The sequence below is a fragment of the Pseudomonas sp. 20P_3.2_Bac5 genome, from assembly GCF_025466035.1.
Lineage (GTDB): Bacteria > Pseudomonadota > Gammaproteobacteria > Pseudomonadales > Pseudomonadaceae > Aquipseudomonas.
Genome location: NZ_JANLOA010000130.1, coordinates 102,509 through 120,864, shown reverse-complemented (window position 1 = coordinate 120,864; position 18,356 = coordinate 102,509). Strand labels below are relative to the sequence as shown.

15 protein-coding genes are annotated in these 18,356 nt (G+C 59.2%); 7 read left to right on the top strand and 8 right to left on the bottom strand.

The features are described from left to right. Positions 1–17: 17 nt before the first annotated feature. The 7 genes from rsmG to rpmH form a co-directional block, all read right to left on the bottom strand. Positions 18–662 (bottom strand): 16S rRNA (guanine(527)-N(7))-methyltransferase RsmG, encoded by a 645-nt coding sequence (rsmG, locus tag NTD88_RS25355; protein ID WP_095159120.1) that lies wholly within the window; start codon positions 660–662, stop codon positions 18–20. Beyond that, positions 659–2,551: a tRNA uridine-5-carboxymethylaminomethyl(34) synthesis enzyme MnmG gene (gene mnmG / locus NTD88_RS25350; protein ID WP_262156488.1), complete on the bottom strand. Its 1,893-nt coding sequence runs from the start codon at positions 2,549–2,551 to the stop codon at positions 659–661. Before mnmG ends, rsmG begins: the two co-directional genes overlap by 4 nt. A gap of 518 nt (positions 2,552–3,069) precedes the next feature. Beyond that, a complete protein-coding gene (gene mnmE, locus NTD88_RS25345) occupies positions 3,070–4,440 on the bottom strand; it encodes a tRNA uridine-5-carboxymethylaminomethyl(34) synthesis GTPase MnmE (protein ID WP_095159118.1) in 1,371 nt (456 codons plus the stop codon). Positions 4,441–4,524: 84 nt separating this feature from the next. Then, entirely contained in the window at positions 4,525–6,204 is a 1,680-nt protein-coding gene (yidC, locus tag NTD88_RS25340) for a membrane protein insertase YidC (RefSeq protein ID WP_095159117.1), read from the bottom strand. A 2-nt stretch (positions 6,205–6,206) separates the two neighbouring features. Continuing rightward, positions 6,207–6,452 carry a membrane protein insertion efficiency factor YidD gene (yidD, locus tag NTD88_RS25335; RefSeq protein WP_095159116.1) on the bottom strand — a complete coding sequence of 82 codons (246 nt, stop codon included), beginning with the start codon at positions 6,450–6,452 and terminating at the stop codon, positions 6,207–6,209. Then, positions 6,445–6,849, bottom strand: coding sequence for a ribonuclease P protein component (rnpA, locus tag NTD88_RS25330; protein ID WP_218241378.1), 405 nt, complete (start codon positions 6,847–6,849; stop codon positions 6,445–6,447). Before rnpA ends, yidD begins: the two co-directional genes overlap by 8 nt. Before the next feature lie 13 nt (positions 6,850–6,862). Next, positions 6,863–6,997 carry a 50S ribosomal protein L34 gene (gene rpmH, locus NTD88_RS25325; protein WP_002551315.1) on the bottom strand — a complete coding sequence of 45 codons (135 nt, stop codon included), beginning with the start codon at positions 6,995–6,997 and terminating at the stop codon, positions 6,863–6,865. A 592-nt stretch (positions 6,998–7,589) separates the two neighbouring features. Here rpmH and dnaA point away from each other — a divergent pair. The 6 genes from dnaA to NTD88_RS25295 all read left to right on the top strand — a co-directional run bounded on the left by dnaA (position 7,590) and on the right by NTD88_RS25295 (position 15,671). Further along, positions 7,590–9,122, top strand: a complete 1,533-nt coding sequence (gene dnaA / locus NTD88_RS25320) for a chromosomal replication initiator protein DnaA (RefSeq protein WP_095159115.1) — start codon at positions 7,590–7,592, stop codon at positions 9,120–9,122. Positions 9,123–9,157: 35 nt separating this feature from the next. After that, a complete protein-coding gene (dnaN, locus tag NTD88_RS25315; RefSeq protein ID WP_042121660.1) occupies positions 9,158–10,261 on the top strand; it encodes a DNA polymerase III subunit beta in 1,104 nt (367 codons plus the stop codon). A gap of 18 nt (positions 10,262–10,279) precedes the next feature. Then, complete coding sequence (recF, locus tag NTD88_RS25310; RefSeq protein ID WP_095159114.1) at positions 10,280–11,383, top strand: DNA replication/repair protein RecF; 1,104 nt, start codon at positions 10,280–10,282, stop codon at positions 11,381–11,383. Positions 11,384–11,387: 4 nt separating this feature from the next. Further along, entirely contained in the window at positions 11,388–13,805 is a 2,418-nt protein-coding gene (gene gyrB / locus NTD88_RS25305; RefSeq protein ID WP_262156487.1) for a DNA topoisomerase (ATP-hydrolyzing) subunit B, read from the top strand. 157 nt (positions 13,806–13,962) lie between these two features. Continuing rightward, positions 13,963–14,850, top strand: coding sequence for an MBL fold metallo-hydrolase (locus NTD88_RS25300; RefSeq protein ID WP_262156529.1), 888 nt, complete (start codon positions 13,963–13,965; stop codon positions 14,848–14,850). A gap of 2 nt (positions 14,851–14,852) precedes the next feature. After that, on the top strand, positions 14,853–15,671 hold the full coding sequence (locus NTD88_RS25295; RefSeq protein WP_262156486.1) for a sulfite exporter TauE/SafE family protein: 819 nt from the start codon (positions 14,853–14,855) through the stop codon (positions 15,669–15,671). A 1-nt stretch (position 15,672) separates the two neighbouring features. Here NTD88_RS25295 and NTD88_RS25290 read toward each other — a convergent pair whose 3' ends face one another. Continuing rightward, positions 15,673–16,560: a LysR family transcriptional regulator gene (locus NTD88_RS25290; protein ID WP_095159110.1), complete on the bottom strand. Its 888-nt coding sequence runs from the start codon at positions 16,558–16,560 to the stop codon at positions 15,673–15,675. A gap of 138 nt (positions 16,561–16,698) precedes the next feature. Here NTD88_RS25290 and NTD88_RS25285 point away from each other — a divergent pair, with 138 nt between their 5' ends. Continuing rightward, a complete protein-coding gene (locus NTD88_RS25285; protein ID WP_262156485.1) occupies positions 16,699–18,348 on the top strand; it encodes a GMC family oxidoreductase in 1,650 nt (549 codons plus the stop codon). The last annotated feature ends 8 nt before the right edge of the window (positions 18,349–18,356 follow it).

The following is an 18,356-nucleotide window of genomic DNA, read 5'->3' as shown; positions in this document are numbered from 1 at the left end:
CTTGCTTGTGTTCCCAGTCATGCCGTGCGGCGCAGTATCAGCAGATGGCGTTGGCCTTGGCAACCTGGAACGGTCAAGGCCTGCTCGCTCTCCACTTCGAAATCTGCCGGCAATGCTACCAGCTCATCGGCTGGATGCAGTCCTTTCATTGCCAGCCACTGTGTCTGGGAATCCCCCAGGTGCCGCGTCCAGTTAGTGAAATTTTCCATGCTGCTGAAAGCACGCGAGATGATCCCGGTGAATGGCTGCTCAGGTTGGAACTCTTCGGCCCGCTTGTGGATAACTGTCAGGTTGTCCAGCTTCAGCTCCAGTTTCACCTGGGTGAGGAAGCGGGTTTTCTTGCCATTGCTGTCCAGCACCGTGACCTGCTTCTCCGGATGCAGGATAGCCAACGGAATTCCCGGCATTCCCCCACCACTGCCAACGTCCAGCCAGCGGTCGCTGTGGATAAACGACATCACGCTGAGGCTGTCGAGCAGATGGCGAGACACCATCTCATCCGGATCGCGTACTGCGGTGAGGTTGTAAGCCTTGTTCCATTTGATCAACAAAGCCAGATAGGCCAGCAGTTGCTCCTGCTGCGCCTCGCTCAGCTCGAGCCCGAGTTGGCGGGCCCCTGTGGACAACTCATCGGCGTGTTTTGCGGTGACCATAGAACTCAAGCGCTTTGCTCCAGACCGCGGCCAGCGCCGCGTTTCTTCAGATGAATCAACAACAGGGAAATCGCCGCGGGGGTCACGCCCGGGATACGCGAAGCCTGGCCCAGGGTTTCCGGCCGCGACTGGCCGAGCTTGCCCTGGATCTCCTTGGATAGCCCGGAAATACCACTGTAGTCGATATCTTCCGGCAGGCGGGTGTCTTCGCTGGCACGCAGGCGAGCGATTTCTTCCTGTTGCCGGTCGATGTAACCGGCGTATTTGGTTTTGATCTCGATTTGCTCAGCAACCTGGTCATCCACATCGCTGCCACCGGTCACTTCCACGAGGCCGGCATAGTCGATTTCCGGGCGGCTCAACAGGTTGAGCAGGTTGTACTCGTGGCTCAGCGGGGTGCCGAATCGTTCGGCAACGGCGGTGCCCTGCTCGGTACCCGGGCGTATCCAGGTGGATTTCAGACGCTGTTCTTCACGCTCGATTCCTTCGCGCTTGGCAGTGAACGCCTCCCAGCGTGCGTCATCCACGAGCCCAAGTTCGCGGCCTTTTTCGGTAAGGCGCAGATCCGCGTTGTCTTCGCGCAGGATCAGGCGGTACTCGGCGCGAGACGTGAACATGCGGTACGGCTCCTGGGTACCCAGGGTAATCAGGTCGTCGACCAATACGCCGATGTAGGCTTCGTCGCGGCGCGGGCACCAGCTTTCCAGACCTTTCGCACGCAACGCGGCGTTGGCGCCCGCCAGCAATCCCTGGGCTCCGGCTTCTTCGTAGCCCGTGGTGCCATTGATCTGCCCGGCAAAGAACAGCCCGCCGATCACTTTGGTTTCCAGGCTGTATTTCAGGTCGCGCGGATCGAAGTAGTCGTACTCGATGGCGTAGCCCGGGCGAACGATGTGCGCGTTCTCCATACCGCGGATCGAACGCACGATCTGCAACTGCACATCGAACGGCAGGGATGTGGATATCCCGTTCGGATACAGCTCGTGGGTGTTGAGGCCTTCGGGTTCGATGAAGACCTGATGGCTCTGCTTGTCAGCGAACCGATGGATCTTGTCTTCGATCGATGGGCAGTAGCGCGGACCAATGCCCTCGATGACGCCGGAATACATCGGCGAGCGGTCGAGATTGGACGCGATGATTTCGTGGGTCCGCTCATTGGTGTGGGTAATCCAGCAACTGACCTGCCGCGGGTGCATTTCCTTCGAGCCCATGAACGACATCACCGGGATCGGGGTATCACCTGCCTGTTCGGTCATCACCGAGAAATCCACAGAACGTCCATCGATGCGCGGTGGAGTACCGGTTTTCAGGCGACCCACGCGTAACGGTAATTCACGTAAGCGATGGGCCAGGGCGATCGCTGGCGGATCACCGGCCCGACCACCGGAATAGTTCTGCAGACCGATGTGGATAAGTCCCGCGAGGAAGGTGCCGGTGGTCAATACCACAGAGTCGGCGAAGAACCGCAGACCCATCTGGGTCACAACGCCGCGCACCTGATCCTGCTCGACGATGAGGTCATCGCAGGACTGCTGGAATATCCACAGGTTGGGCTGGTTCTCGAGAATCTCCCGGACCACCGCCTTGTAGATCGCGCGGTCGGCTTGCGCACGGGTTGCCCTTACTGCCGGGCCCTTGCGGTTGTTCAGAACGCGGAACTGGATGCCGCTCTTGTCTGTGGCCAGTGCCATGGCACCACCGAGCGCATCGATTTCCTTGACCAGGTGGCTCTTGCCAATACCACCGATAGCCGGGTTGCAGCTCATGTGCCCGAGGGTTTCCACGTTGTGGGTCAGCAGCAGGGTTTTGACACCCATACGTGCTGACGCAAGCGCAGCCTCGGTACCGGCATGGCCGCCGCCGATGACGATCACTTCAAAACGGGAAGGGAAATCCACCACGCACCTCGTGCCTGTTTCGGGAATAAAAAAGGGATAGCTGGCAAGTATAGGGACTTACCCCCTCCTAAAGGAACCTTTTGCACAAAATTTAACCAGCCTGTGGATGAATGGCCGGCAATAGAAATAACGAAGAAAACTTTATAAAAGCTTTGTTTTTATGTTTATTCTTAGTGCAGCACCTATCTGTGGATAACGTTCTACAGCCCATATAGATCAATATGTACAGCGTTTCAAAACCCTGTTCATCACCACCCCTGGGGGCTATGGATAAGCGCCTTAAGCCTGTGGATTAAACTGCTATTTACCCACAGGCGAATTTATCTCCAGCCTTGAGGCCTAGTTATCAACGGAGCTGAAGGCGGGTTTTCCACAGGGCTTATTCCGGCATTTTGTGGACAAGCGGGCAGGCGAAAGCCCCAGGCAAGCCCGGAATCTTCGTCAGTGGATAAGTGAAAGGTGCAGAAAGACGCTACAGCCGGGCCGTCAGATGCGACCCGGTCTGTGGATAAGAACGCTTATTTGCCGATGCAGAAGCTGGAGAAGATTCGACCCAGGAGGTCGTCGGAGCTGAATGCCCCGGTAATTTCACCCAAAGACTGCTGGGCCTGACGCAAATCTTCCGCCAGCAGCTCCCCGGCGCCTGCCAGGGTCAATTGCGCGCGACCGTGTTCGAGACTCGCGCTGGCCTGACGCAACGCCTCCAGATGACGCCGGCGGGCGCTGAAGCCACTTTCGGCGGTCTGTTCATAACCCATGCAGGCTTTGAGGTGTTCGCGCAGCAGATCCAGGCCCATATCGGGCGCTTTGGCGCTGAGAGTGATCGTGACGTGGCCATCCGCACACTGTTCTATGCCAATCGACTCGCCCGTGAGGTCGGCCTTGTTGCGAATCAGGGTAACTTTGTCAGGCTGCGGCCGCTGATCGAGGAACTCCGGCCATAACGCAAACGGGTCGCAGGCCTCGGGAGCAGTGGCGTCCACGACCAACAGCACCCGATCGGCCTCTCCAATGGCCTTCAGCGCACGCTCCACACCGATTTTTTCCACATGGTCCTCGGTGTCACGCAGGCCTGCAGTATCCACAACGTGCAGCGGCATGCCGTCGATGTGGATATGTTCGCGCAGGATATCCCGGGTTGTACCGGCGATCTCGGTAACGATTGCCGCCTCGCGACCGGCAAGCATGTTCAGCAGACTGGACTTGCCCGCGTTGGGCCGGCCGGCAATCACAACCGTCATACCATCGCGCAACAAAGCGCCCTGCCCGGCTTCACGCATTACCAAGGCCAGATCTTCGCGGACCTGATCGAGCATGCCGAGGACATGGCCATCGGCGAGAAAGTCGATTTCTTCCTCGGGAAAATCGATGGCGGCTTCCACATAGATTCGCAGGCTGATCAGGCGCTCGGTGAGGTTATCCACACGGCGCGAGAATTCCCCCTGCAACGAACGCAATGCATTGCGAGCAGCCTGTGCAGAACTCGCCTCGATCAGGTCGGCGATGGCTTCCGCCTGCGCCAGGTCGAGCTTGTCGTTGAGAAAGGCGCGCTCACTGAATTCTCCGGGGCGCGCCAGCCGGCAACCCAGTTGTACACAGCGCTGCAGAAGCATATCCAGTACCACCGGACCGCCATGGCCCTGGAGCTCCAGCACGTCCTCGCCGGTGAACGAGTTCGGCCCGGGGAAGAACAAGGCGATGCCTTCGTCGAGAACCAGACCGTCTTCACTGCGAAACGGGCCGTAATGAGCATGCCGCGGGTTCAGTTGACGACCAGTGATCGCTTGGCCGGCCTGGCTGGCCAAAGGCCCGGAGATACGCACAATGCCCACCCCGCCGCGGCCTTGGGCGGTAGCGATGGCGGTGATGGTTTCACGACGGGAATTCATGGTCGGTGGCCTCGAAACAAAAACGTCAGATAGCAAAACGCCCCACGAGTGGGGCGTTTATCCACAGATTAGCTGGCTAACCTGTCAGGCAGCGGCCTTCTTGGTGGCTGCCTCGATTTTGCGGGTGATGTACCACTGCTGTGCGATCGACAGGCAGTTGTTCACAACCCAGTACAGCACCAGACCAGCCGGGAACCACAGGAAGAAGAAGGTGAAGATGATTGGCATCAGCTTCATCACCTTGGCCTGCATCGGATCCGGCGGAGTCGGGTTCAGCTGCTGCTGGATGAACATGGTTGCGCCCATGATGATCGGCAGGATGAAGAACGGATCCTTGATCGACAGGTCGGTGATCCAGAACATCCACGGTGCCTGACGCATCTCGACACTTTCCAGCAGTACCCAGTACAGCGAGAGGAAGACCGGCATCTGCACCAGGATCGGCAAGCAGCCGCCCAGCGGGTTGATCTTCTCTTTCTTGTACAGCTCCATCATGGCTTGCGACATTTTCTGCCGGTCGTCGCCATGCTGTTCTTTCAGGGCAGCCAGTTTAGGGGCCACGGCACGCATGCGCGCCATCGACTTGTAGCTGGCGGCCGAGAGCGGGAAGAACAGCAGCTTGATCAGCATGGTCAGGGCGATGATCGACCAGCCCCAGTTGCCGAGCAGGCTGTGGATATGTTGCAGCAGCCAGAAGATAGGCTGGGCGATGAACCACAGAATGCCGTAGTCGACAGTCAGTTCCAGACCTGGGGACAACGCTTTCAGCTTGTCCTGAATCTTCGGACCGGCGTACAGCATGGTGCTGGTTTCAGCCTGGGCACCCGTGGCCACGTTCAGCGCTGGGCCAGTGAAACCGATGATGTAGTTGCCTTGGCTGTCTTTGCGGGTTTGAACAATGTTGTTCTCACCGGACTTCGGAATCCATGCGGTCACGAAGTAGTGCTGCAGCCAGGCTACCCAGCCACCGGTCACATTTTCTTTCAAATTGCCCTTGTCGATGTCCTTCATGGACACCTTTTTGTAGGGCTCGGAACTTGTCCACAGGGCAGCGCCCAAGTAGGTGGCAGTGCCGGTAGCGGTCGACGACGACGGATCGGAACTCGCATCACGCTTCAGTTGCGCGAACAGGTTACCGGTCCATGGCTGACCACTCTGGTTATCGATCAGGTAAGTGACGGTCAGGTCGTACTCACCGCGCTTGAAGGAGAAGCGCTTGATGTAGTTGACGCCGGCGTCGCTGAATTTCAGGTCGACGACCAGTTGGTCCTGGCCATCAGCCAGTTGATAACTTTTCTGTTCAGTGGCGTACAGCGGACGACCAGTCGAACGTGCATCCGGGCCATTGACGCCGGTCAGGCCACTTTGAGCCAGGTAAACACGCTCGTTGCCGTTGTCGAACAACTGGAACGGAATTTCAGGGTGGTCCTGACGGCGCGGGTATTTCGGCAACATCAGTTGCGCGATGTCACCACCGCTTGGGTCGATAGCCAGATCGAGAACATCGGTTTTGACCCGGATCAGGTCCTTGCTGACGACCACCGGAGCCAGTTCGGCTGGGCTGGATTCGCCGCTGGCGCTTGGAACATCAGCACTTGCGCTGTTGCCAGCATTCGGGGTGTCCGACAGAGACGGCGCGACAGTGTTGGCAGCAACATTCTGAGTCGGCAGGGCAGCCTGGCCGTAGTCCTGGTTCCACTTGAGGACCATGACATAGGACACGATTGCCAGGGCGGCGATCAGGATCGTGCGTTTAATATCCATGATTACTCGGCTATCGAAGAAGTACGGGAAGAAGGAACTGGCGGAACCGGGTCAAAGCCGCCGGCATTCCAGGGATGGCAGCGACCCAGCCGACGAACGGTCAGCCACCCGCCACGCAAGAGACCATGTTTTTCGATGGCTTCGTACGCATAGCAGGAGCAACTTGGGTAGAAACGGCAATGACTGGCCATCAATGGGCTGATGGCGTAACGGTAAAACTGGATCGGAACGAGTGCCAGTTTACGCATCTGGACGGTCCACCCCTACAGATTCGGTCTTGACCACTGGAGAGGGCCGACTACGAGCGAGTCGCTTCCAGAGCTTGCCAAAATGCTGGTGCAATTCCGGGTTTTCTATATCGCCAAGGCCTTTGCGCGCGACGATGACAATGTCCCAGCCGACCAGGATCTCCTGGTGAAGGCGAAACGAATCGCGCATCAAACGCTTCAAGCGGTTGCGTTGAACGGAAAGCTTGACGCTCTTCTTGCCGATCACCAAACCCAGGCGGGGGTGATCAAGGCCGTTCTCGCGGGCAAGGAGCAAGAGACTCTTGCCTGGCACCTTGCCTGATGGAGAGTCAAAGACCGCTTTGAAGTGTCGAGGGGTCAGCAGACGCTTTTCCCGACTGAAGTCCTGACTCACCACCGATGCCGAAAAATCAAACTGCCAGGCGCTTACGGCCTTTGGCACGACGGCGGGACAGTACGGCACGGCCGTTCTTGGTGGCCATACGAGCACGGAAACCGTGAGTGCGAGCGCGCTTGATGGTGCTTGGTTGGAAAGTACGTTTCATGGCGTGTTACCTGGTTCGTGACAACGGGCCGGAATGGCCCCCGTTTTAAGAGACCGGCGATTCTAGAGAAAGCAAGCTCGTAGGTCAATTTCCAACCAGCGTTTCCTTATAGGTAAAAAAACGGCGCGTTCCTTTCCCGTGAGATCACCTCACTCAGGGACATCGCGATTAAACATAGAAAAAAAGAGAAGAGGTATTTAAAGCTTTTCTGTAGAACTTATAAATCTTATACAGAGAATTTCTGTGGATAAAGCTCTACAGGCCTTTATTCACGTACTGTACAGAGATCTGAAACCCTGTCGGGAAACGGTGCTCTGGCTGTGCCGGACCCTCGGAAAAGCGGTGGATAAAACAGGGAGTTATCAACAGGCAAGTTATCAACAGGGTTCAGCCCCGACTTGTGCATAGTCCTCAGGTGCGGTTATCCACAGAGCTTATTCACACCGGGTAGATTGGATTTTGGTCAGTAAATGACTGATTTATCGCCTCTCTTGGGCCAGTCCCGTGTGGATAAGTGTGCGGTCGCCCGGTACAATGGCCGCTTGTTTTTGCCTCACTGGCCCTCACCGGCTTTCAAATTCAGGGGATATCCGTGTCAGTGGAACTTTGGCAGCAGTGCGTGGAGCTTCTGCGCGACGAACTGCCTACCCAGCAATTCAACACTTGGATCCGTCCACTACAAGTCGAAGCCGAAGGCGACGAGTTGCGCGTTTACGCGCCTAACCGTTTCGTACTCGACTGGGTCAATGAGAAGTACCTGAGCCGCCTGCTCGAGCTGCTGGGTGAGCACGGCAACGGCGCCGCTCCTTCGCTCTCCTTATTAATAGGCAGCCGTCGCAGCTCTGCTCCGCGTGCGGCGCCCAACGCGCCCTTGGCTGCGTCAGTCGCCGCGTCACAGGCGCAAGCTGCGGCCCAGGCCCGGCCAGCAGTGGCCAGCGAGCCAGTGAACAGCGCTCCAGCCGCTGCTCCTGTCGCGCCTGCTGTTGAGGACAGTCCTTCGCGGGATAGTTTCGATGCCATGGTCGAGGTGCCCGTCAGCGCACCGGCTGCCGGCAACGGACGTTCTGAACAGCGCACGGTGCAAGTCGAGGGTGCGCTGAAGCACACCAGCTACCTCAACCGTACGTTCACGTTCGAGAACTTCGTCGAGGGCAAGTCCAACCAGCTGGCGCGCGCTGCCGCGTGGCAGGTAGCGGACAATCCCAAACACGGTTACAACCCGCTCTTCCTTTATGGGGGCGTTGGCCTTGGTAAGACTCACTTGATGCACGCTGTGGGTAACCACCTGCTCAAGAAGAACCCCAATGCCAAAGTTGTGTACCTGCACTCCGAGCGCTTCGTCGCTGACATGGTCAAGGCGCTGCAGCTCAACGCGATCAACGAGTTCAAGCGGTTCTACCGCTCCGTGGACGCACTGCTGATCGATGACATTCAGTTCTTCGCTCGCAAGGAGCGTTCGCAGGAAGAGTTTTTCCACACCTTCAACGCCCTGCTCGAAGGCGGTCAGCAGGTGATTCTCACCAGCGACCGTTATCCGAAGGAAATCGAAGGCCTGGAAGAGCGTCTGAAATCGCGCTTCGGCTGGGGCCTGACCGTAGCGGTCGAACCTCCAGAGTTGGAAACCCGTGTAGCGATCCTGATGAAGAAGGCTGACCAGGCAAAGGTCGACCTCCCGCACGACGCGGCATTCTTCATTGCCCAGCGCATCCGCTCCAACGTCCGGGAACTCGAAGGTGCGCTCAAGCGTGTCATCGCTCACTCGCACTTCATGGGGCGCGATATCACCATCGAGCTGATTCGCGAATCGCTCAAGGACCTGCTGGCGCTGCAGGACAAGCTGGTGAGTGTGGATAACATTCAACGCACCGTCGCCGAGTACTACAAGATCAAGATTTCCGATCTGCTCTCCAAGCGACGCTCGCGTTCGGTGGCCAGGCCTCGACAAGTGGCAATGGCCCTGTCTAAGGAACTGACCAACCACAGCCTGCCGGAAATCGGCGACGTTTTTGGCGGACGCGATCACACCACGGTGTTGCACGCCTGCCGCAAGATCAACGAACTCAAGGAATCCGACGCGGATATCCGCGAGGACTACAAGAACCTGCTGCGGACTCTGACAACCTGATGTCGGCGCAGCTTTTCAAGGCAAGGGACTAGACCATGCATTTCACCATTCAACGCGAAGCCCTGTTGAAACCCCTGCAACTGGTCGCAGGTGTCGTAGAGCGCCGCCAGACCTTGCCAGTACTGTCCAACGTACTGCTGGTGGTCCAGGGTCAACAGTTGTCGCTGACCGGTACCGACCTGGAAGTGGAACTGGTTGGCCGCGTCCAACTGGAAGAACCTGCCGAGCCGGGCGAGATCACGGTTCCTGCGCGCAAGCTGATGGATATCTGCAAGAGCTTGCCCAACGACGCTCTGATCGACATCAAGGTCGACGAGCAGAAACTCCTGGTGAAGGCCGGCCGTAGCCGCTTCACCCTGTCGACCTTGCCGGCCAATGATTTCCCGACTGTGGAAGAAGGCCCAGGCTCGTTGACCTGCACCCTGGAACAGAGCCGTCTGCGTCGACTGATCGAACGCACCAGCTTTGCCATGGCGCAGCAGGACGTCCGTTACTACCTCAACGGTATGCTGCTGGAAGTATCCACAGGCACCCTGCGCGCCGTAGCCACCGACGGTCACCGTCTGGCCATGTGCTCGATGAGCGCTGACATCGGTCAGGCTGATCGCCATCAGGTCATCGTGCCTCGCAAAGGTATTCTTGAGCTGGCGCGCCTGCTGACCGAACCAGACGGCACTGTCAGCATCGTGCTGGGCCAGCACCATATCCGCGCAACTACTGGCGAATTCACCTTCACCTCGAAGCTGGTCGACGGCAAGTTCCCGGACTACGAGCGCGTTCTGCCAAAAGGCGGTGACAAGCTGGTGCTGGGTGATCGTCAGGCGCTGCGCGAAGCGTTCAGCCGCACCGCGATTCTTTCCAACGAGAAGTACCGCGGGATCCGTCTGCAACTGGCCGCTGGCCAATTGAAGATCCAGGCGAACAACCCGGAGCAGGAAGAGGCTGAGGAAGAAATCAGCGTCGACTACAACGGCGGCTCGCTCGAGATTGGTTTCAACGTCAGCTATCTGCTGGACGTACTGGGCGTCATGACGACCGAACAGGTTCGTCTGATCCTTTCCGACTCCAACAGCAGTGCGCTGCTGCAGGAAGCGGGCAACGACGACTCTTCTTATGTCGTTATGCCGATGCGCCTGTAATTGCCCAGACCTGTCTAGATGTCCCTCAGTCGTGTCTCTGTCACCGCGGTGCGCAACCTGCACCCGGTGACCTTCTCACCCTCCCCGCGAATCAACATTCTGTACGGCGATAACGGCAGCGGCAAAACCAGCGTGCTGGAAGCCATTTATCTGCTGGGGCTCGCTCGTTCATTCCGTAGCACTCGTCTGAACCCCGTCATTCAGTATGAACAGCCCACGTGTACGGTCTTCGGCCAAGTGGCGTTGGAGAATGGCGCCTCAAGCAATCTGGGTGTTTCGCGGGAGCGGCAGGGTGACTTCACCATCCGTATCGACGGGCAGAACGCTCGCGGTACCGCCCAGTTGGCGGAAATCCTGCCGTTGCAATTGATCAATCCAGACAGTTTTCGCCTGCTTGAAGGTGCGCCGAAAATCCGCCGACAGTTCCTCGATTGGGGAGTGTTCCACGTGGAACCTCGTTTTATGGGGACTTGGCAGCGCTTGCAGAAGGCACTTCGGCAGCGAAACTCGTGGTTGCGGCATGGTACACTTGACGCTATTTCCCAAGCGGCTTGGGACCGGGAATTGTGCCTGGCCAGTGCGGAAATCGACGAATATCGCCGTAATTACATCAAAGCGTTGAAGCCTGTTTTCGAGCAAATCCTCAGCGAACTTTTGGAACTCGAAGGGCTTACCCTGAGTTACTACCGCGGATGGGATAAAGACCGAGAGCTAAGTGACGTTCTCGCGGCCTCCGTCCAGCGCGATCAGCAGATGGGACATACCCAGGCGGGTCCACAGCGTGCAGATTTGCGCCTCAGATTGGGCGCCAACAATGCCGCGGATATTTTGTCCCGCGGCCAGCAAAAGCTGGTGGTCTGCGCATTGCGTATCGCCCAGGGACACCTGGTCAGCCAGGCACGTCGCGGCCAATGTATTTACCTGGTGGATGACCTGCCGTCCGAACTGGACGAGCAGCACCGTCGTGCACTTTGCCGCTTGTTGGAAGACTTACGCTGCCAGGTTTTTATCACCTGTGTAGATCACGAATTACTGAGGGAAGGCTGGCAGATGGATACGCCGGTTGCTTTGTTCCACGTGGAACAGGGCCGTATCACCCAGACCCACGACCATCGGGAGTGAAGGCATGAGCGAAAATCAAACGTACGATTCCTCCAGCATTAAAGTGCTGAAAGGGCTGGATGCCGTGCGCAAGCGCCCCGGTATGTACATTGGCGACACTGATGACGGCAGCGGCCTGCACCACATGGTGTTCGAGGTGGTCGACAACTCGATCGACGAAGCCCTCGCCGGCCACTGTGACGACATTACTGTAATCATCCACACGGATGAATCCATCACCGTACGCGACAACGGTCGCGGCATTCCGGTTGATGTGCATAAAGAAGAACGTGTTTCCGCCGCAGAGGTCATCATGACCGTACTGCACGCCGGCGGTAAGTTCGACGACAACTCCTATAAAGTTTCCGGTGGTCTGCACGGTGTAGGCGTTTCAGTAGTAAACGCCCTGTCCGAAGTGCTGACCCTGACTGTTCGTCGTAGCGGCAAAATCTGGGAGCAGATCTACGTCCACGGTGTTCCACAAGCTCCGATGAAAATCGTTGGCGACAGTGAAACCACCGGCACCCAGATTCACTTCAAGCCTTCGGCTGAAACTTTCAAGAACATTCATTTCAGCTGGGACATCCTGGCCAAGCGGATTCGTGAACTGTCGTTCCTGAACTCTGGCGTTGGCATCCTGCTGAAAGACGAGCGCTCGGGTAAAGAAGAAGCCTTCAAATACGAAGGCGGCCTGCGTGCATTCGTTGAGTACCTGAACACCAACAAGACTCCGGTGAACCAGGTGTTCCACTTCAACGTCCAGCGTGAAGATGGCGTGGGCGTCGAGATCGCCCTGCAGTGGAACGACAGCTTCAACGAAAACCTGCTTTGCTTCACCAACAACATTCCTCAGCGCGATGGCGGTACTCACCTGGTGGGCTTCCGTTCTGCGCTGACGCGTAACCTGAACAACTACATCGAGCAGGAAGGTCTGGCCAAGAAGAACAAGGTCTCGACCACCGGTGACGATGCCCGTGAAGGTCTGACCGCGATCATTTCGGTCAAGGTGCCGGATCCGAAGTTCAGCTCGCAGACCAAAGACAAGCTGGTCTCCTCCGAAGTGAAGACGGCTGTCGAGCAGGAGATGGGCAAGTACTTCTCTGACTTCCTCTTGGAAAACCCGAACGAAGCCAAGGCTGTGGTCGGCAAGATGATCGACGCTGCGCGCGCTCGTGAAGCTGCCCGTAAAGCGCGGGAAATGACTCGCCGTAAAGGCGCGTTGGATATCGCCGGTCTGCCGGGCAAGTTGGCGGACTGCCAGGAGAAAGACCCTGCCCTTTCCGAACTGTACCTGGTGGAGGGTGACTCCGCGGGTGGCTCGGCCAAGCAAGGTCGTAACCGCAAGACCCAGGCGATCCTGCCGCTGAAGGGCAAGATCCTCAACGTCGAGAAAGCACGCTTCGACAAGATGATCTCGTCCCAGGAAGTGGGCACCCTGATCACCGCATTGGGCTGTGGTATCGGCCGCGATGAGTACAACATCGACAAGCTGCGCTATCACAACATCATCATCATGACCGATGCTGACGTCGACGGTTCGCACATCCGTACCTTGCTGTTGACCTTCTTCTTCCGTCAGTTGCCGGAGCTGGTCGAGCGCGGCTACATCTACATCGCCCAGCCGCCGCTGTACAAGGTGAAGAAAGGCAAGCAGGAGCAGTACATCAAGGACGACGAGGCCATGGAAGAGTACATGACCCAGTCGGCCCTGGAAGACGCAGCTCTGTACTTGAACGAGTCTGCTCCAGCGATCTCCGGCCCTGCGCTGGAAAGCCTGGTCAATGAGTTCCGTTCGGTAATGAAGACGCTCAAGCGTCTGTCGCGTCTGTACCCGCTGGAACTGACCGAGCACTTCCTGTACCTGCCGGCCGTTTCGCTGGAAGATCTTTCTGACCACGCGAAGATGACCGGGTGGCTGGACAAGTTCAAAGAGCGCCTGAGCACCAGCGAGAAGTCGGGCCTGCTGTACAAGGCCAGTCTGCGTGAAGACCGCGAGCGCAACGTGTGGCTGCCGGAAGTGGAAATCACCTCCCACGGCCTGGCGAGCTACGTCACCTTCAACCGTGACTTCTTCGGCAGCAACGACTATCGCACCGTCACCGCACTGGGTGCACAGCTCAGCACGCTGCTGGACGATGGCGCCTACGTTCAACGGGGTGAGCGCAAGAAAGCCATCAGCGAGTTCAAGGAAGCACTTGAATGGCTGATGAATGAAAGCACTAAGCGCCACACCATCCAGCGCTACAAAGGTCTGGGTGAGATGAACCCGGATCAGTTGTGGGAAACCACCATGGACCCAAGCGTGCGTCGCATGCTCAAGGTGACCATCGAAGACGCAATCGCGGCTGACCAGATCTTCAACACCCTGATGGGTGATGCGGTCGAGCCACGCCGTGAGTTCATCGAGAGCAACGCGTTGTCGGTGTCCAACCTCGACTTCTGATTGTTCCACGTGAAACAAAAAGCCCGGCGAAAGCCGGGTTTCTTGTTTCTGGGGTTTATCAATTCAAAGCCAAAGTTCGCGCAAACGCCGAGGTAAGATGCGTTCACTCACCCTGTTCATCGGTGGTCGGCCTAGTGACCTTTCTGGAGAATGGATAATGATCATCGCCGGCAATCTCTATGTGGAAGCGCTGTTCGACAGCACGACCTGGACCATCAGCTATCTGGTCATGGACACCGAAACCAGGCACTGCGCATTGATCGACAGCGTGCTCGACTATGACCCGAAGTCCGGGCGCACCGACACTCACAACGCTGATCGTCTGATTGACCGTGTAAAAGCGCTGGGCGCTAGCGTGCAGTGGATTCTGGAAACTCACGTCCACGCCGATCATCTTTCCGCGGCGGCGTACCTGAAAAAGGTCCTCGGCGGACAACTGGCAATCGGCAGCCGGATCACCCAGGTGCAGAAGACCTTCGGCACGCTGTTCAACGCCGGTCCCGGCTTTGCTCGCGATGGCAGCCAGTTCGATGTGCTGTTCGACGACGAGGCCACTTTTACCATTGGCGGTTTGCAGGCCCGTGCCTTGCACACCCCGGGGCATACGCCGGCCTGTATGACCTTCCTGGTGGAAGCCGCCGGCGAGACCGTGGCCTTCGTTGGCGACACCCTGTTCATGCCTGACTATGGCACCGCCCGCTGCGACTTTCCCGGCGCCGACGCACGCGTGCTGTACCGCTCGATCATGCGCATCCTCGCCCTGCCCGACGACACCCGACTGTTCATGTGCCACGACTACTTACCCGGTGGTCGCGAGTTGCGCTACATGACCACGGTTGCGGAGCAGCGTGCCAGCAACATCCATATTCACCAAGGCATCAGCGAGGACGAATTCGTCGCCATGCGCCAGGCCCGTGACGCAACCCTGGAGATGCCGGTGCTGATGCTGCCGTCTGTGCAGATCAACATGCGCAGCGGCCAGTTCCCCGAGCCTGAGGACAACGGCGTGAGCTACCTGAAGATTCCCCTGGCCGGTGAGCCGTAGTCATGATGGAACATGAGTTGCTCGGTGCCGGACTGGGCGCGGTCATTGGCTTGATCCTGGCGCTGACGGGTGCCGGTGGAGGAATCCTTGCCGTGCCGCTACTGGTCTTCGGACTTGGTCTGTCGATGGTCGAAGCAGCGCCGATCGGCTTGCTCGCGGTGGGACTGGCCGCCGGCGTTGGCGCGATATTGGGCTGGCGCCAAGGGTTGGTGCGTTACCGGGCGGCGTTCTTTATCGCCGGGCTCGGCTGGTTGGCAGCGCCCTTCGGTTTCTGGCTGGCGCATCAACTGCCCAACGCGCCGCTGGCGTTGGGATTCTCGGCGGTGCTGGTGTATGCCTGTGGACGGATGCTTCTAAGGGCCCGACGCGAGCTAGGCGGCGAGTCGCCCTGCGCTAATCGACAGATACAACCTTGCGTCCTCAACCCGCAGCAGGGGCGGTTGCGCTGGACCCTGCCCTGCGCCCGGGCACTCGCCTTTACCGGATTGCTCGCTGGATTGCTGTCCGGGTTGTTAGGCGTGGGCGGCGGATTCGTCATCATTCCCGCCTTGGGTCGCTACACCAACCTCGACATGAAAAGTATGGTGGCCACCTCGCTGGCGGTGATCGCCCTGGTCTCCAGCGGCAGCGTGCTGACGGCCAGCTTCAGTGGTGTGATGCCTTGGGCGATCGGCGCGCCGTTTGCCGCGGGCGCGCTGGCCGGTCTGCTCGCTGGACGCCAGATCGCCCACCACCTGGCCGGGCCGCGCCTGCAACAGGCGTTCGCGCTGGTCGGGATCGGGGCTGCGGTGTTGCTGGCGTTCAACACCTTGCTGCACTGAGCTAGTCGGCCAACAGTTCGCCCTGCTCTTGCGCGCACAGCGCCAGCAAGTAGTCCCAGACTACCCGCAGGCGCACCGACTTGTGCAACTCGCGGCGTGTGCTGATCCAGTAGCTGCGCTGGATGGTTTCGCTGGGCAGGATACGCACCAGCCCTGTGTCGTGCCGCGCCATGTAGTTGGGCAGCACGGCGATGCCCAGCCCGGCGCGCGCCGCATGCTGCTGGGCGATCACGCTGGTGCTGCGGAACACCACGTTCGGCGCCCGGCAGAAGCTGTGCAGAAACAGCAGCTCCTGGCTGAACAACAGGTCGTCGACGTAGCCGATCCAGGTGTGCCGAGCCAGGTCTTCGCGGCTGTTCAGCGCGGGGGCGCGGGCGAGGTAGTCGGGGCTGGCGTAGAGCGCCAGGCGGTAGTCGGTGAGCTTGCGGGTGATCAACAGGTCGGCGTTGGGTCGCTCCAGGTGGATGCTGATTTCCGCCTCGCGGTTGATGATGCTGACAAAGCGCGGCACCGCCACCAGCTCCACTTCCAGCCCCGGATACCGGTCGAACAGGCTGCCCATGCGCGGCGTGAAAAACATGATGCCGATGCCTTCGGTGACCCCCAGGCGGATCTTGCCCAGCGGGGTGATGGCCTGGGTGATTTCTTCCTGGGCCAGCAGCGCGACGTTCTCCATCGCCTCGGCATGCTTGAGCAGGGCCTGGCCGGACGGCGTCAGTTCATAGCCCTGGGCATGCTGGACGAACAGCGCGGTGCCCAGGCTCTGCTCGATATTTTCGATGTGCCGGGCCACGGTGCTGTGGGTAGTATTGAGGCGCTTGGCGGCGGTGAGCAAGCGGCCGCTGCGCTGTAATTCGAGAAAAAACCGCAGATCATTCCAGTCGAACATTGGCTGTCCCTGTTAACCGCAGGCTTGCTGGCGTTGTGTTTAAACGCACAGCGGTTGAGTGAAAACGAACGTTTTCATCTCGAAAATAATCAATAACACTGAGCCAAGACAAGAATAAAAATCAGGCGCGAGGTCTTCATGCCATCAGCCGATCATTCCTACGACTACGTCATCGTCGGTGCCGGTCCCGCGGGTTGCCTGCTGGCGAACCGGTTGTCCGCCGATCCTTCCTGTCGCGTTGCCCTGCTCGAAGCCGGTGGCCGCGACAACTACCCCTGGATTCATATCCCGGTCGGTTATCTCTACTGCATTGGCAATCCCCGCACCGACTGGTGCTTCAAGACTGAATCCCAAGCCGGCCTCAACGGACGCAGCCTGGGTTATCCACGGGGCAAGGTGCTCGGCGGTTGTTCCTCGATCAACGGCATGATCTACATGCGCGGCCAGTCCGGCGACTATGACCGCTGGGCCGACGAGGGCAATCCCGGCTGGGCGTGGAAGGATGTGCTGCCGCTGTTCAAGGCGAGCGAGCGTCACTACGCCGGCGCCAGCGAGGCGCACGGTGCTGAGGGTGAATGGCGGGTCGAGCAGCAGCGTTATTCCTGGGCGATCCTCGACGCGTTTCGCGAGGCGGCCGCGCAACAGGGGATCGCCAGCGTCGATGACTTCAACGGCGGCGATAACCAGGGCTGTGGATATTTTCAGGTCAACCAGAAAGCCGGCGTGCGCTGGAATGCCTCCAAGGCGTTTCTCCGGCCGATTGCCCACCGCACCAACCTGAGCGTACTGACGGGTGTCGACGTGGACCGTGTGCTGCTGGAGAACGGCCGTGCCTCTGCGGTGCGCGCACGGTGGCAGGGGCAATGGCAGAACTTCGACGCGCGCCGTGAAGTGATCCTGTGCGCCGGCTCCATCGGTTCGCCGGGAATCCTCCAGCGTTCCGGCATCGGCCCTCGGCCGCTGCTGGAGCGTTTGGGCATCGGCGTGAACCACGAACTTCCGGGCGTCGGTGGCAACCTGCAGGACCATCTGCAATTGCGGCTGATCTACCAGGTCGACAACGTCCGCACCCTCAATCAGGTGGCCAACACGCTCTTCGGCAAGATGGGCATGGGCCTGCGTTATCTCTATGACCGCAGTGGCCCGCTGGCCATGGCGCCGAGCCAATTGGGCGCGTTCGTGCGTTCGGGGCCGGAGCAGGCTTCGCCAAATCTCCAGTACCACGTTCAGCCGCTGTCGCTGGACCGCTTTGGCGAGCCGTTGCACCGCTTCGCCGCCTTCACGGCGTCGGTGTGTAACTTGCGCCCGCTCAGCCGCGGACGTGTGGATATCCGCTCGGCGGACCCTGCCGACGCGCCATTGATCGACCCCAATTACCTCAGCGCGCCGGAAGACCTGCAGGTCGCCGCCCAGGCCATCCGCCTGACCCGCAACATCGTCCAGTCCCCTGCCCTCGCGCCCTTCTCGCCGCGCGAGTACCTGCCGGGACCGACGTTGCAGAGTGACGAAGACCTGTACGCCGCTGCCGGCCAGATCGGCACCACCATCTTCCATCCGGTGGGTACCTGCCGCATGGGCAACGGGCCGCTGGATGTGGTGGACGCGCAGTTGCGGGTTCACGGTATCGCCGGCCTGCGCGTCGCCGATGCGTCGATCATGCCGAACATCGTTTCGGGCAATACCTGCTCACCCACCTTGATGATCGCGGAAAAGGCCGCGCAACTGATCCGCCAGGGCCATGAGGCCGTCAGCACCCGCAGTGACCGCACGAAGATAGCGACGCCCTGAGCCTTGCG

Excerpts from the sequence above, each read along its gene's own strand:
- yidC (WP_095159117.1), bottom strand. The coding sequence starts at position 6,204 with ATGGATATTAAACGCACGATCCTGATCGCCGCCCTGGCAATCGTGTCC.
- NTD88_RS25290 (WP_095159110.1), bottom strand. The coding sequence starts at position 16,560 with ATGTTCGACTGGAATGATCTGCGGTTTTTTCTCGAATTACAGCGCAGC.
- NTD88_RS25285 (WP_262156485.1), top strand. The coding sequence starts at position 16,699 with ATGCCATCAGCCGATCATTCCTACGACTACGTCATCGTCGGTGCCGGT.
- recF (WP_095159114.1), top strand. The coding sequence starts at position 10,280 with ATGTCCCTCAGTCGTGTCTCTGTCACCGCGGTGCGCAACCTGCACCCG.
- rpmH (WP_002551315.1), bottom strand. The coding sequence starts at position 6,997 with ATGAAACGTACTTTCCAACCAAGCACCATCAAGCGCGCTCGCACTCAC.
- NTD88_RS25295 (WP_262156486.1), top strand. The coding sequence starts at position 14,853 with ATGATGGAACATGAGTTGCTCGGTGCCGGACTGGGCGCGGTCATTGGC.
- NTD88_RS25300 (WP_262156529.1), top strand. The coding sequence starts at position 13,963 with ATGATCATCGCCGGCAATCTCTATGTGGAAGCGCTGTTCGACAGCACG.
- mnmE (WP_095159118.1), bottom strand. The coding sequence starts at position 4,440 with ATGAATTCCCGTCGTGAAACCATCACCGCCATCGCTACCGCCCAAGGC.
- yidD (WP_095159116.1), bottom strand. The coding sequence starts at position 6,452 with ATGCGTAAACTGGCACTCGTTCCGATCCAGTTTTACCGTTACGCCATC.
- dnaN (WP_042121660.1), top strand. The coding sequence starts at position 9,158 with ATGCATTTCACCATTCAACGCGAAGCCCTGTTGAAACCCCTGCAACTG.
- gyrB (WP_262156487.1), top strand. The coding sequence starts at position 11,388 with ATGAGCGAAAATCAAACGTACGATTCCTCCAGCATTAAAGTGCTGAAA.